Source organism: Candidatus Oscillochloris fontis (assembly GCF_004138135.1).
GTDB lineage: Bacteria > Chloroflexota > Chloroflexia > Chloroflexales > Chloroflexaceae > Oscillochloris > Oscillochloris fontis.
Map to the genome: position 1 here is coordinate 20,316 of NZ_RYFD01000031.1, position 14,006 is coordinate 34,321.

10 protein-coding genes are annotated in these 14,006 nt (G+C 59.1%); 6 read left to right on the forward strand and 4 right to left on the reverse strand.

The window, feature by feature from the left end:
* Nucleotides 1-164: 164 nt before the first annotated feature.
* Nucleotides 165-512: a hypothetical protein gene (locus tag EKD03_RS12340; RefSeq protein ID WP_129631056.1), complete on the reverse strand. Its 348-nt coding sequence runs from the start codon at nucleotides 510-512 to the stop codon at nucleotides 165-167.
* 249 nt (nucleotides 513-761) lie between these two features.
* Between EKD03_RS12340 and EKD03_RS12345 the strand changes: the two genes are divergently transcribed.
* The gene (locus tag EKD03_RS12345; protein WP_129631059.1) at nucleotides 762-2,189 is read left to right on the forward strand and encodes an ATP-binding protein; all 1,428 of its coding nucleotides are present in this window, start codon (nucleotides 762-764) and stop codon (nucleotides 2,187-2,189) included.
* Nucleotides 2,190-2,478: 289 nt separating this feature from the next.
* On the opposite strand, the gene EKD03_RS12350 is transcribed toward EKD03_RS12345, so the two are convergent.
* Nucleotides 2,479-5,946 (reverse strand): hypothetical protein, encoded by a 3,468-nt coding sequence (locus tag EKD03_RS12350; RefSeq protein WP_129631062.1) that lies wholly within the window; start codon nucleotides 5,944-5,946, stop codon nucleotides 2,479-2,481.
* 814 nt (nucleotides 5,947-6,760) lie between these two features.
* Nucleotides 6,761-7,801: an ATP-binding protein gene (locus EKD03_RS12355; RefSeq protein WP_129631065.1), complete on the reverse strand. Its 1,041-nt coding sequence runs from the start codon at nucleotides 7,799-7,801 to the stop codon at nucleotides 6,761-6,763.
* Between the two features lie 206 nt (nucleotides 7,802-8,007).
* Between EKD03_RS12355 and EKD03_RS12360 the strand changes: the two genes are divergently transcribed.
* The 4 genes from EKD03_RS12360 (at nucleotide 8,008) to EKD03_RS12375 (ending at nucleotide 12,527) form a co-directional block, all read left to right on the forward strand.
* A complete protein-coding gene (locus tag EKD03_RS12360) occupies nucleotides 8,008-9,138 on the forward strand; it encodes an ABC transporter permease (RefSeq protein WP_129631068.1) in 1,131 nt (376 codons plus the stop codon).
* A gap of 170 nt (nucleotides 9,139-9,308) precedes the next feature.
* Nucleotides 9,309-10,859 (forward strand): HlyD family secretion protein, encoded by a 1,551-nt coding sequence (locus EKD03_RS12365; RefSeq protein ID WP_129631071.1) that lies wholly within the window; start codon nucleotides 9,309-9,311, stop codon nucleotides 10,857-10,859.
* 92 nt (nucleotides 10,860-10,951) lie between these two features.
* Nucleotides 10,952-11,710 (forward strand): ParA family protein, encoded by a 759-nt coding sequence (locus tag EKD03_RS12370; protein WP_129631074.1) that lies wholly within the window; start codon nucleotides 10,952-10,954, stop codon nucleotides 11,708-11,710.
* Nucleotides 11,703-12,527: a hypothetical protein gene (locus EKD03_RS12375; RefSeq protein ID WP_129631077.1), complete on the forward strand. Its 825-nt coding sequence runs from the start codon at nucleotides 11,703-11,705 to the stop codon at nucleotides 12,525-12,527. Before EKD03_RS12370 ends, EKD03_RS12375 begins: the two co-directional genes overlap by 8 nt.
* Nucleotides 12,528-12,575: 48 nt before the next feature.
* On the opposite strand, the gene EKD03_RS12380 is transcribed toward EKD03_RS12375, so the two are convergent.
* Nucleotides 12,576-12,812 (reverse strand): PspC domain-containing protein, encoded by a 237-nt coding sequence (locus EKD03_RS12380; RefSeq protein ID WP_129631080.1) that lies wholly within the window; start codon nucleotides 12,810-12,812, stop codon nucleotides 12,576-12,578.
* A 190-nt stretch (nucleotides 12,813-13,002) separates the two neighbouring features.
* Here EKD03_RS12380 and EKD03_RS12385 point away from each other — a divergent pair, with 190 nt between their 5' ends.
* Entirely contained in the window at nucleotides 13,003-13,926 is a 924-nt protein-coding gene (locus tag EKD03_RS12385; RefSeq protein WP_129631083.1) for an ABC transporter ATP-binding protein, read from the forward strand.
* The last annotated feature ends 80 nt before the right edge of the window (nucleotides 13,927-14,006 follow it).

A 14,006-nucleotide genomic window follows, 5' to 3' on the forward strand; every position in this document is an offset into this window, starting at 1 on the left:
GGACATGTGCAAAGTCACCTCCGGTGGGGGTTCGGGGGCGGCTTCGCCGCCCCCGAAGAACTTTTTTGTTGTGTTTTGGCGGCTTCGCCGCCAAAACACAACAAAAATTGAGGTTTGGGGCACAGCCCCAAGAACCTTGCACATACCCTGACCATCAACCAGTGCTACTTGCCCGGAGTCTTGAGGTTCTCGGCAACCGCAGTATCAATCGCCTTGGTGGCCGACTGAAGTGTCTTAACGGCGGCATCAAGCAGGCTCGTATAGAGGCTCGTACCGGCCTGCACCAACTCATTCGTGGCCTTCACAATATCATTGTTGCTCTGTACCGGATTGCCATCCAGCGCAGAAGTGAAGCCCGTCACCAGCCGATTAAAGGTCGCGCCCAGTGCGTTGGCCGCCGTGAGCGGCAACGAAATGGCCGCCACCCACAGGCGGATCAGCCCTTCACCCGACTTGGCAATCGACTCAGCCGAAATTCCCTGGGTGGGAGTGGTGTCCTTTGGAGTGGTCATCGCAATCTTCCTTTGTTTCTCCGAACCATGGCGGTAGAGATAGTCCCTATTATACAAGGAGGAGTTGGTACGTGGTTACGCACCGCAGCATGAAATACCCAAGGCTCAAGCTCTTGGACTTTACGGGATATTTCTGTAACTGTATCGGATAACGCGATTATAGCAGATACCGATACGATTACTTCATGTCCACAATAAGCCACATCTAATGTATACTACACCAGACGTGGTTTATTGGAGGAACACACAATGTTCGTTGATCGTCTTCAGGAACTCGACTTTCTCAACCGGGTGCTGACGCGGCGGCGACCTGGCCCAGCCCAGTTGGTGTTGCTCTATGGGCGACGCCGGGTAGGCAAGACCGATCTGTTGCGCCACTGGGCCAATCAGAGTGGCCTCGCAACAACCTTTTGGACGGCAGAGAAGGAACCGGCTGCGCTCCAACGCCGCAAATGCTATGCAGCCCTGATGAAGATGCCACTGAACCGCGCCCCAATCTTCGAGAGTTGGGCAGAGGTGTGGGAGGCCGCCGCTGATGTGCTTGGCGATCAGCGCCATATTCTCATCCTTGATGAGATTCCCTACGCTATCGAGTCCGATCCTGGCGCCCTCTCGGCGCTGCAACATGCTTGGGATCACCGCTTCCAATACATGCAAACGGTGATTGCGCTTTGCGGGTCACAGATCCGCGTGATGGAGGGTATCCAGGGCGGACAATCACCTCTCTTCGGTCGGCTCACCGGACGCTGGTATCTTCAACCACTGCCCTTTTCGGCGCTAAACGAATTCTTCCCTACGTGGTCGGTTGAAGAGCGCATCGCGGTGTATGCAGTGGTTGGTGGCATCCCAGCCTATCTGGATTGGCTCGATCCAGAGTTGAGTCTGGTTGAGAACATCCGCCAGATCATCCTCGATCCAGGCAGTATGTTCGGGGCGGAACCAGCCTTCTTGCTCTATGATGAGGTACGCGAGCCACAATCACATTTGGCAATCCTCAAGGCGATTGGTGAGGGAGCGCATACGCTCGATGCGATCAAACAGACCACCTTGATAAACAAGGCGCACCTCTCGTCCTACCTGATGCGTCTACAAGATTTGAAGATGGTGGAGCGACGTCTGCCCGCAACCATCCCCCAAGCCGAGCAGCGCACGTCACGCAAAGGACGCTACCACCTAAGCGATGCCTACTTCCGCTTCTATTTTCGTTTCTTGGCTCCATACCACGACCGACTTGCTTTTGCTCCTCAAGAGGCGCTTCAGCGTATTCAGGCCAACATGCGGGCGTTTGTTGGGCAGACGGGGTTTGAGGAGTTGTGCCGCCAGTGGGTGGCCGAGCAGTCCGAGACGGGGGTGTTGCGCTTCACTCCAACGGTGGTAGGCAGCCACTGGAACCGGAACGTGCAGGTGGATGTGGTCGCTATCAACTGGCAGACCCACACCATCTTGTTGGGTGAGTGCAAGTGGGGTGCTGATGAGGTTGATCGCCAGGTGGTGCGCGAATTGATCGAACAGAAGACAGCTAAGGTGTTGGCAGATCTCCCCAATGCTGGCCAGGGATGGACGGTACAATACGCATTCTTCGCTCGGCGCGGATTCACCGCCGAGGCTCAGCACGAGGCGCTACGCTACAGTGCCATGCTAGTTAACGCAACGCAATTAGGCGCAGAGTTGCGCTAAATAAGCCACGCCGTAAATAGTCTAGTCTAGACGTGGCTTATTGAAATTGAAGGTAGCCTGTGATGGCTTCGACAAGTTCAGCCAGCGGCGTGGTGGCTGAACTTGTCGAAGCCATGCGGCGCTTCCCAAAATAGTTTTGCACCAACAAAACGTTTGCTACAGGTATCTGTATGTGACACTCCGCAGCCACTAAAGTGGCGCGGCTTCTTGGCCCAACCCGCCACCGCTCGGCTAAAGCGTGGCGGCTTGCGGCGGGTTCAATCGGTCAGACACCTGTAGCACCCCTGCCTTATGGAGGGCGTGGCTCGTTGCCAAACATACGGAGAATCTCGCGCGCTCCAGACGATTCCACCGCGTCTCGCCCACGTCGGTGAGCAGATTCCAGCCTATCTGGTGGCGGCTGGCTGCGCTGGGGATGGAGGAGTTGGGTGATGCTGGCTCCACGATCCCGCTGGATGTGGGGTATCGCTGAGTAGCTCGGCTGCGGCGTGGGCACGCATGCTTCATACTGCTCAGGCGTAGCTATCAGTTCAGGCTCGCGATCAGGTAGCGGCAATGGATCAGGTTCAGCACTGATCACATCTGCCTGATCCGTACCATGAGCAGAGATCAAGCAGATAATAGGACTCTTATTATCTGCTTGATCTCTGCTCATTGGGCTTTCTGATGCGCTATCTTCTGCGTGCGGCATGACCAAAATTGCCCGCTTGTAGCTACGTTTCCCTGGTGGGCGGATGGTTTCGGTGCTGGTCTCCATCGTGAGTGCATGGGCTAACTCCTTCCAGTGGGTGCGTACAGTGACGACGCTTACTTCCGCTGCTTGAGCTAGGTCATCAACGCTGAGTCGCGTCTGCCCCGCTGCGCACAGATGTTGGCCGGCACGGATCAGTTTGTGGAGGCTGGCGGCTTTGCGCCCGCTACTGCTGGTTGGCCCCACCTCTGGGGGGATGATCGTGGTAGGTGTGAGTCCCGGCAGCGGTAGGCTGAACATCAGCGTGATCTGGCTCTCTGGGTGGTCGAACGGGCGACCGCGCAGCGCACACTGTACCATCTCGGCTTCGCGGTGGCGTTCGAGCAGCGCGGCCAGACGTGCATCGGCGAAGGTGGGAACCTGGACTTCCCAGTATGATCCGTCGTTGTCCTGAAGGGTGCGCTCTGCAATGATGATACGCTCATCAAGCGCGGTGGGGTCATCGGCGAAGAGGGCCCGCCCCTCGTAGATGATTGCGTCCAGGTTGGGGTGGTAGACCTGGGCCAGGATGACATCGTACCCCTTGTAGCTGTTGGAACCTCGTAGCGCCCCGTAGTGGGCGACAACGATGTTCTGGTGCCCGCGTGCATGCAGGGTGGTGCGTAGCTCCTCTTCGTGCTCCATGGTGCAGACGATCAGGGTGGGCTGTTCGGGGCGGATGTAGCTGGCGACGGCATCGTGCCATTCCGTTTTGCGCTCGCCATGTAGGGTACTCTTGGCCCAATTGCTGCGGAGTACTTGGCGTACCACCCCAGGGATGCGGATGTGGGGTTGAATGGTCTGGATCGGTGTGTTCGGGAAGATCGCTTCTAGCAGATGCGGGATGGAGCTGGCATCAAGCAGGATCTTGGGTTGCTCCGGGCGGGCGAGTTGGGCGATCAGGTGCTCATAGCGCAAGAAGAGGGTGATTTTGCCATTGCGCAGTTCGAGGCGGCTGGTGAAGATTTGCCCGCCGAGCATGCGCTCCGCCTCGTGGTTTAGTTGGCGCACGAGGGTTGGCAAGTGGCCGGGAGGCAGGGCGTGGTAGTCGGCCAGCGTGGCCCCGTTGGGCAGCCCGACTAGGAGCGCGTGTTCTTTGTTGCTGGGTAGGGCTTGTTTGGCGGCGTAGAGCGTGCGATCCAGGTGCTGGCCCTCGCGGGTGGCGATGTTGGCCAGGGCGGTAAGCAGGGTGCTGCCGCGTAGGCTGCATCCGCCGCTCTCGATCATCAGGCTGCTCAGCCAGCGCAGAAGGTCGCGGGCGTGCGGCTCGTGGGTGGCCTGATACATCGCGGTGAGGTCGGACATGGTCAGCGTGACACGATGGGTGAGTTGGGCTGGGTCAAACTCATCCAACACCATTACACGGTTCTTTTTCCACCAGTTGGTTGCGAGGAGTAGTTGTTGGGATGCAAAGTGGTCGTTGTCATCCCTGAACTGGCGTAGGTAGGTACAGCGGCTAACGAAGGGGCAGCGGCGCTGGCAGAGCGCTTCGCGCACGGGGTAGCCTTTGGATGCGAGGGCGTGGGCTTCGTGTAGGCGTTGGCAGTTGTCCTCGTTGCGCCCATGCAGCGGGGTGAGGTTGAGGCCATGTTGATCCTCGTGCTGGTTTTTGCGCAACCCCGTCCAGCCGATACGGCCCGCATTGGGGCTATTGGTGAGCCATGCCTGTAGCCCTGCGGTGGTGCCGTGGCCTTTGCCCACGCCGGGCGGGTGGGCGAGTATCTGGAAGCCTTCGCCGCTGGTGGCGTGTTGCTGCACAAGCTGGGGGATGGATTCGCGGGCCTCGGCAAAGCTGGTGGTGGTCTCAAGTTTTCCGGTAGCAGAATCCCCGGACGCTTCAACGCGGTTCGGGCGGGCGCGGTGGCGCGGGTAGCGCTGCGCTTCGGGGAGGTTGGCGGTCTTCAGGAGCGTGTGCGGGAGGCTGGCGTGGTAGTCGGCCAGTGAGGGTGCGCCGCTGATCAGCCGCTCAAGCGCATTGGGGCCATGGGCGAGCAGGAAGGCATCGAGGTCGGCTTTGTCGGCGTCTGCCGTGAGCGGTAGGCGCAGTACGCGCACGGTGAGACCCGCAGCTTCGAGGTTGAGACCATGGCGGATGCTCCAGATCTCTTCGGGGGCAAGATGAATGTGTTCATCCTTCTGCGGGCGCGGCTGGCTATCATAGGCAAGAATGACGGTGCGTACCTCGCGCTGGGTGAGTAAGCGCGGCCACTCGGAGTGCATGTAGCTTAGGCCGGGGTGGGCGATGGCCGGGGCGCTCAGCCGCCCGTCGTGGTAGGCTTGGGTCACTGCGAGGGCTTTGAATTCGCCCTCGGTGATGAGGATGGTGTTGTTCTTCGCGGTTTCGTTCCAGCCGAAGGGGCGGTCGGCTCCGCGAGCCATGTAGCCGCCGGGGAGCGAGCGGTAGCCCTTGCCGGGGAAGCTGCGGGTGCGCAGATCCACGATCTGCGCACCATCCATGTAGGGCAGCACCAGGGTTCCAAGCAGGTTGGGGTGGGTCTGGAGTTTGCCGTTGCGCTGGATGAGGACGCCTGCCGCTTCTCCGTAGGTGATGAGTTCCGGGCACTCCTTACGCAGATAGTCGGGCAGGGAATTCGGGTCGCGCAGGGCATAGCCGAGCAGTGCGGCTCCGATGGTCGCATCGCTCAGACCGCGTTTGTGTAGGTAGGCGCATGGTTCTGGGTTGCACTCTTCCAACAGGTTGGCGTGCGCCCATAGCGCGATCTCTGCATACAACTCGCGGTAGTGTTGAATATGTGTCGGGTTGGGCGTTGGGGCCGCGTGTCGCTGCGCGTTGGCGGGTTTAAACTGTGGGAGGGGCTGTTGCCCGCGCTCCCCCATGATTGAATCCAACCAGCCGCTTTGGTTGCACTGGCGGCACCAGTAGCGGTTCTGCTCTGGCCAGACGCGGAAACGGTCACTGCGATGGTTGCCGCCACAGAAGGGGCAGGCACCGGCATATTCTTGGCGCGCTTGGCTGGTTAGCCGGAGCGGTGGGATGCCTTTGAATGTATGAAGCTGCGCGGTCATACATGTCCTACTTCAGCAGCCTGAAGAGCAAACAACTCCCAGAGCCCAAACTCTTGACAGAGTTGAGCAAAGCTGCTAGGATAACAGCGGATTGGGATTGAGATTGGGATTGGCCTAGCCTGGCATTGGCTCTTACATTGCGATTGTACATTTGCCCTCTTGACCACTTGCTGGCCGGCTAGTGGGGTCAGGGGGCTTTGTCATGTACGCCACAATGGGTCAACCCGCTGTGTGCGATATTCAATTCGGCAAGCGCCGCTAGGCGCGGGAAGATCAGACGATAGTCAAGCCTCTGGTGATGGTCGGTGGAGTTTCTCCGCCGATCATTTGTTTTTTCTACGTCAATATAGTAATGGCGAATCTTTTGCTTGTCAACAATGTACACGGTTTCCTTTGAATGACTGGAGGTAGATCTATATATATATCGGAGCATGGGTTCGATCCAAGTCCACGACAAAAAATCCCCCAGCAGAGGTCTTGACAGTTCAGTTTTTGGCTGCTACGATGAAATAGCTGTAGCTCGGTTTGTTAGTTGTGGATGGTGGTAGCGACAGTAGTCACAATCGCGAACCGTCTGAAGAAGAGCTTTGACACCTTACGAGATTCCACTCAGGTGTCAGGGCTCTTTTTCATGCCGAACAGGTATCTACCACTATCATAGCGATGAACCGCGCCACATGGAAGAGGGCAACCGCGCCATTTTGGGCATGAACCGCGCCATTTTTTGGCATGGTTTGGCGCGGTTCTCATCAATCACTCATAAAGGCCGCATGATCCACCAACCGCGCCATTTTTTGGCGCGGTTGGCGCGGTTCTAGCCTTCAAACTCATCGGGGGTTTGGTTGATGAGGTCATAGCGCAAGGCGCGGCCTTCACCAATAGCCGTGATTAGTTGCGCATCTACCAACCCACTCAGATCGCGTTGCACCGAGCGGCGCGAGCGTCCGGGGAATTCGAGCGCAATATCGCGTGGCGAGAGACCGGGGCGAGCGCGCAGCAGCGAGAGGATCTTGTGCTGGCGCTCGTTCAGGTTGAGGTAGATCTTACCGCCATAGAAGATGTCGAGCGGACGCCCATAGATAGTGACGATAAACGACGCCCCGGTATCGGTAAAGACCGGGCGTGCCATACCCTCGCGCTCAAGCAGATAGACAACCGTATTCAACCCCTGGCCAATCGCCTCCACAAAACCGGCCTCAAACAGAATATTGAGCATAACCGGATTGCGCGCCACCTGCTCATGGAGCAAGTTATTGACCGTGACCCCCGGCGGCAGACCACCGGGCGAGATCCACTCGATGCGATTGCGGAAGAGATGCACGCGGGCCGCAGCGCGGAAGTTGGTATAGTCGCGGTGGGCGATCATATTCACACACAGCTCACGTAGCACCGCACGCGGGTACTCGTGAACCTCACTGCGTTGGAAGCTGCGGTTATTGAGCCGCATGCCGTGGTGAATGTTCGTCCAGAGATAATTTTCCACCCGTGTCAACTGTTCAAACAGCGTCCCGCCAATATTCTTCTCAAGGTGTACCACCTCAAACGAGAGCGGGTCGGCACCGCGCCAATGGCCAATATCAATCACCGCCTGGCGGAAGAGATCCTGCGGGTTATAGCCAAAACACATCAACCCGGCCAGGGTCGCCACCTCCTCACCCTCTAGATCCACGAGGCAATGGTTGTAACGGAGGTACTCAACAGGCGTCGTGGGGCCATTCAGGCGACCATTCTCGGTGGCATGGCGAATATGTGCCTCGACCCGCCGCATGTCTAGCATGGCGCGGCTCGTGCCGATAACGGGTTGGCTATCAATACCGCGTAATGCGTCTGGGTTAATCGGGCCGCGCTCGTGCATAGCGTCCTATGTCTCGCTGGTCTGTATTCCTCTGAATCGTAGCACAGATCGGCTACCTTGCCGCAATAGCTTCTTCGTTGCTAGATGTTACGTCTTGGCTTCCAATTGTCGCCAAAGATTAACTTGGTTGTGGGCGGGGGCAGTGCTACATTTATGATTGACTGGTCAATCAATCAAATTACTGACTATCAATAAGCGAGATCTGGATGGCTACCCATCTTTGGCCGATTATCCGCAAAGAATTCATCCACATCATCCGTGACCCGCGCACCCTAGCGGTAATGTTCGTGATGCCACTGCTCCAGCTCATTCTGCTGGGCTACGCAGCGACATCGGATGTCCGCAATGTGCCGCTGGCCGTGTATGACCAGAGCCGCACGCCCCAGAGTCGGCGCTTAGTTGAAGCCTTTGTGGCATCGGGGCAGTTTGCGGTGACACAAGTGGCCACGAGTGAGGAAGATCTGGCGCGGCTGGTCGATTCGGGGCAGGCCCAAGCCGGGTTGATCATCCCACCTGCGTATGCGACCGATCTGCTGAGTGGGCGCACCGCCCAAGCCGCATTCGTCTTGGATGGCTCTGACCCCTCGGTCGCCTCCTCCTCGCTCTCCGCAGCCCGTCTGATTGGCCAGGTCGAGGCGACCACGATCCAGCAACAGAACTTGGCGCGGCGGGCGGGTGGGGTAGCGCTGGCAAGCCCGATAGAGGTACGCACGCGGGTTTGGTACAACCCAGACATGGCGAGTGCCTACTTTATGGTACCGGCACTGATTGGCATAATCTTGCAGATTCAGGCCACCCTGCTCACCGCCTCGGCGATTGTGCGGGAACGTGAGCGTGGGACGATTGAGCAATTGATTGTCACCCCGATTCGGTCATGGGAACTCATTGTGGGCAAAATCCTCCCCTTTGCCTTCGTTGCGCTCCTGATCACAGTTGAGGTGCTGGTGATCGGAACCTTCTGGTTTCAGGTGCCGATTCGGGGGAGCCTACTCTTGCTGCTTGGGATCTCGTGCCTCTTCCTGCTCTCCTCGTTAGGGATTGGGTTATTCATCTCCACCATTGCGCAGACCCAGCAGGAAGCCTTTCTGCTCACCTTCCTCACCCTTCTACCTTCGATCTTTCTCTCCGGCTTCATCTACCCCATTGCCGCCATGCCGCTCGCCCTCCAATATGTGAGTGGCTTTATTCCTCTCACCTACTTCCTGGTCGTGGTGCGCGGAATTGTACTCAAGGGGATCGGCATCCCCGAACTGGGCAACCAGATCGTGGCGCTGACCATTTTTGGCATCGTGTTGATCATCCTGGCCTCAGCGCGCTTCCGCAAGCGGCTAGACTAGGCGAGGTATCTGTTCATTGTTCTCCTAACATCCCGATTTTGACGCCAAGACGCCAAGACGCAAAGCGTTCAAGATAGATTCTAATCAAAACCTTTGCGTCTTTGCGCCTTGGCGTCAATACGAGGATTCTGGTTACTCCAAGTGTGAGCAGCTACAATAAGAGGTCTTCTATGCAGCATCGCGCACGAATCATCATCCCCATCTTGGTGCTTGCCGCCCTCATTGGTGGTGGCTATTGGTGGCTAAACCAACAAACCGTCAGTGCCGATTCCGCGCTGCTGAGCGGTTCGGGCACCATCGAGGCCGAAGAGGTGTTGGTGAGTAGTGAGGTGGCGGGCCGGGTGCAGACCCTTCTGGTTGATGAAGGTGATGAAGTTGAGCCGGGTGCGATTCTGGCTACGCTTGACCCCGCCTTATTGGAGGCCCAGCGCGATCAGGCCGCAGCGGGCGTCGCGGTTGCCGAAGCCAATCTGGCGCTACTCCAAGCGGGTAGCCGGGCGGAGGATGTTGTGGCGGCGGAAGCTGCGGTAGCCCAGGCTCAGGCGCTGCGCGATGGGGCAGCGGCGGCGCATGCCAACTCACTCGAAGCGCTGCGTAACCCGCAACAACTTACCACCCAGGTGGTGCAGGCGCGTGCCACCCGCGATTCGGCCCAGCGTGCCTTGGAGCAGGTGCAGGCGGGGAGTCGGCCTGAGGATCTTGCTGCCACCGAAGCCCAACTGGCCCAGGCCCAGACCAATCTTCAGGCCACGCGGGATCGGCTCTCTATGGCCAAAACCCAGGCCGAGAGTATCGTGACCCAGGCGGCGAACAACCTACGCAACGCCCAGGATGGCTATAGCCGCATCTACTGGGAGAACCGTGCGTTGGCAGATCGTGGCGTAGATATACCCCAAGCGAAACTCGATGCCGAGACAGCAGCCCAGCGGGCGGTAGAGAACGCCCAGGAGGCGCTCAACCAAGCCCAGATGGCCTTGGAGAGTGCGGTACAGAACGAGCAGACCGGGGTGGCAGCAGCCGAGAGCCAGGTGGCGGCCCTCACCGCCAACCTTGAGAAGCTGCGCAACGGTGCGCGCAAGGAAGATGTAGCGGCGGCGCAGACTGCCCTCACCAACGCGCAGCGGGTGTTAGACCAAATGCTGGCCATGCGATCCAACCCGCAGCAACTGCAAGCGACGGTAGACGCGGCAGCGGCCCAACTGGCCGCCGCAGATGCCCAACTGAGCCAGGCCCAAGCACGGCTGGCGTTAGCGCAAGCTGGAGCGCGCCCGGAGCAGGTACAGGCGGCACAGGCCCAACTCAGCCAAGCCCAAGCCAACCTGCGCCAGATCGAAGTCCAGTTAGCCAAAGCGACCCTCAGCGCTCCACGTGCGGGACTCGTCCTCACCCGGCCCATCCACGAGGGGGAACAGGTCTTGCCGGGTAGCGTGCTCATGACCATCGGCTCACTCGAAACAGTCCGGCTCACCCTCTACATTGCCGAGCCAGATATTGGCCGCGTCTTCCCAGGGCAGCAGGTGCAGGTAACGGTAGACAGCTACCCAGATCGGATCTTTACCGGGGTTGTCACCTTTATTGCGCAGGAGGCTGAATTCACCCCACGTAACGTGCAGACCCAAGATGAGCGGGCGACGACCGTCTTTGCGGTGCGGGTTGAGATTGCGAACCCCGACCACGCACTCAAGCCGGGGATGCCCGCAGATGGGGTGATGGTGGAGTAGGGGCGAAGTATTCGCCCCTCCTGCATGCGTGGTAGGTGCTATCATAGCCAGCAGATAGCCGAAAGAGATTCCCAAGAAGGAACCAACCAGGCATGACCATCTTAGCGATTGCGATGCAAAAAGGGGGCGTGGGCAAGACCACCACCACACTCTCGTTAGGGGTTGAGCTAGGCCGCTTGGGGCGACGGGTGTTGCTGGTGGATATGGATGCCCAGAGTAATCTGACCCAGGCGGTAGGGATTGATCCGCTCACTCTGACCCAAACGGTCTATGATCTGCTGCTCGAACCAAGCCGTGAGATTGGCCAGGTGGTGCTGACTACGGCATATGGGGTGGATCTGATCCCGGCGACGTTGGGGTTAGCCCGCGCAGAGATGGTGTTAGCTGGGCATGTCGGGCGCGAGTTGCTGTTGCGGCGGGCGCTGAGCGGGTTGGTGGAGGCGTATGACTATATCCTGATCGATTCGCCGCCCTCGCTCGGCCTGCTCACCCTGAATGCGCTGGCCGCCGCTGACGCGGTGCTTGTCCCGCTGCAATCGCACGTCTTTGCACTCAACGCCATGGCACATCTGGAGGAGACGATCCGCCTGATCCAGCAATTCCACCCCCGCCTGCATATCGGGGGGATTGTGATGACCATGGTAGATCGCCGCACCTCGGTCAATATGGCGGTTGACCAAGCAGCGCGTCAGGAGTATGGCGAGTTGGTGTATCAGACGGTGATACCCTTTCATGTGAAACTGGTTGAAGCCCCCGCAGTCGGTCAGCCCATCCAACGCTATGCGCCGGGGAGTAGTAGCGCCGTCGCTTACGCGCAACTCACACAGGAGGTCATCGCACGCCATGGCTAAGAAGAGCTTTTCGATTGACAACCTCAAACGCTCGCGTGAGCAGGTGGTGAATCCGCGCCAACCGATCTACGAACTCTCCACCACCCAGCCGATCCATCTCGACGATGTGTTACCCCTCCCGCCCGAAGCGGCGGCGCTCTCCGCCCCGCTGCGCGAGTTGGCGCTGCGCTATATCCGTTCGCGCCGCCGGGTGGGTGAGGCGTTGCTGGAGGCGTGTCGCGCCATGACCGAGGCGCGTAACTTGGCCGAGGAGGGCGAGTGGCTGCTCTTCTTGTCCGTGATGGGTGTTAGCCCCGATCAGGCTGAGGTGCAGATCAATATCTATCTGCGTTCCCAGCAATACCCCGCCTTCGCCGAGAAACTTCGCTCTGGGTGGCTCAACCAGAGTGTGGCGGGTGAGTTGGCGCGTGCCTCAACCCCCCCAGAGGTGCTGAACCAGTTGCTGGAAGCGCCGAGTCCCCCCAAGGTGGCCGATGTGCGCCGGGCACGGCGTAACTTTAAACGCGAAGAAGCTGCTGAGCCTGTGGATAAGCCTGTTCTCGTGGCTTATCCACATATGGGTGAAGTACATCACAATCCTGTGGATAAGCCTGTTCTCGTGGCTTATCCACATATGGGTGAAGAAGAACAGCCTGGTGTGATTCTGGGCAGCCAGGGCGAGGCTGAAGCCACACTCGGTACCATGCTGAACGAGGTCGCGGAGCATCTGGAGTGGATACTGACCCAGGAGTCGGTGCCTCATGATCCCGCGACCCAAGCACTACTCCAACGGATAGAGCAGGCCACCCAGGCGCTTTGGCTCCGCATGCGCGGGTAATACAAAGGCGGGCGGGGAACATCCCCGCCCGCCCTTCTTCGCTTCAACCTAGCCTAACGGCTGCCCCGTATACGGGTCGTAGCGCGGCACATCAAGGGCTGGCTCCTCTGGCATCACAATCCAGAGGATGACATAGATTGGCAACCCGATCCCGTGCGGGAGCAGGAAGAGGATGACCAAGATCAAGCGGACGATGGTCACATCTATGTTGAAGTAGCGGGCAAGGCCATTGGCAACCCCGGCGATCATCTTATCGTTGCGCGTGCGCTGAAGTTTGCTGGTCATGGTCGTCTCTCTCTATGTTGGTGGAACTTCGTTCCGTGCTGTATTCCTTCTGCCAACTGTGACGTAGGCAGGGGAAGAAATGTTGCTGGGAGAGCCGATCTTTTGCGTATTGGGCACAAGAAGCCCTTTGCAATTTGGCGCTGAGGTGGTACATTTATGATTGATTAGTCAATCAATAACGAGAACACCCATGAGTCTTGCGATCACCACAACTGACCTGCGGCGTTCCTTTGGGTCAATCCAGGCCGTGGCAGGTCTGAACCTGGAGGTCACGCAGGGCCAAATCTATGGCCTGGTTGGCCCGGATGGAGCGGGGAAGACAACGGCGCTGCGCATCCTGTGTGGGGTTCTGCGCCCCGATGCGGGTGTGGCGCATGTGATGGGGGTGGATGTGGTGCGCGACCCGGAGGGGGTGCGGCGGCGGATTGGCTATATGCCCCAGCGCTTCAGCCTGTACGGGGATCTCACCGTGCGCGAGAATATGCAGTTCTTCGCCGAAGTGTATGGGGTGCCGCGTGCCTCGCACGCAGAACTGATAACCCGCCTGCTCGCCTTTAGCCGCCTCGCCCCGTTCCAAGCCCGCCGCGCCGATGCCCTCTCTGGCGGAATGAAGCAGAAGCTGGCCCTCGCCTGCGCCCTCATTCATCGCCCCGATGTCTTGATGCTCGATGAACCCACGACCGGCGTTGATCCAGTCTCGCGGCGCGAGTTCTGGGACATCCTGCGCGACGCGGTGGCTCAGGATGGTATGACCGTGCTGGTCTCGACCCCCTACATGGACGAGGCGGATCGCTGTCATGCGGTGGGGTTCATGCGGGCCGGGGCGCTGATGGCCACCGGGACGCCGAGGGAGTTGCAGCGCCTAGTGCCAGGGGTGGTGTTGGAGGTGCAGGCGCAGCCCTACCAGGGTGCTCAAGCGCATCTGCATGATCTGCCAGGGGTACACGGGGTGCAGATCTTTGGAGATCGTCTGCATGTGATTGCGGAAGAGGAACTGGCTGAAGAGGTGGTGCGTGCCGCCCTGGCTCCGCATGCAATCACCCTCACCAGCCTGCGCCGCATCCAACCGACGATGGAAGAGGTCTTTATGTATTTGCAACGGGCTGCAAACTGAGTGACTGTGCAAACTTCTCGTCTTGACGCAAAGACGCCAAGGCGCAAAGACTTGAATAGAGATCCCACTCGCAACCTTTG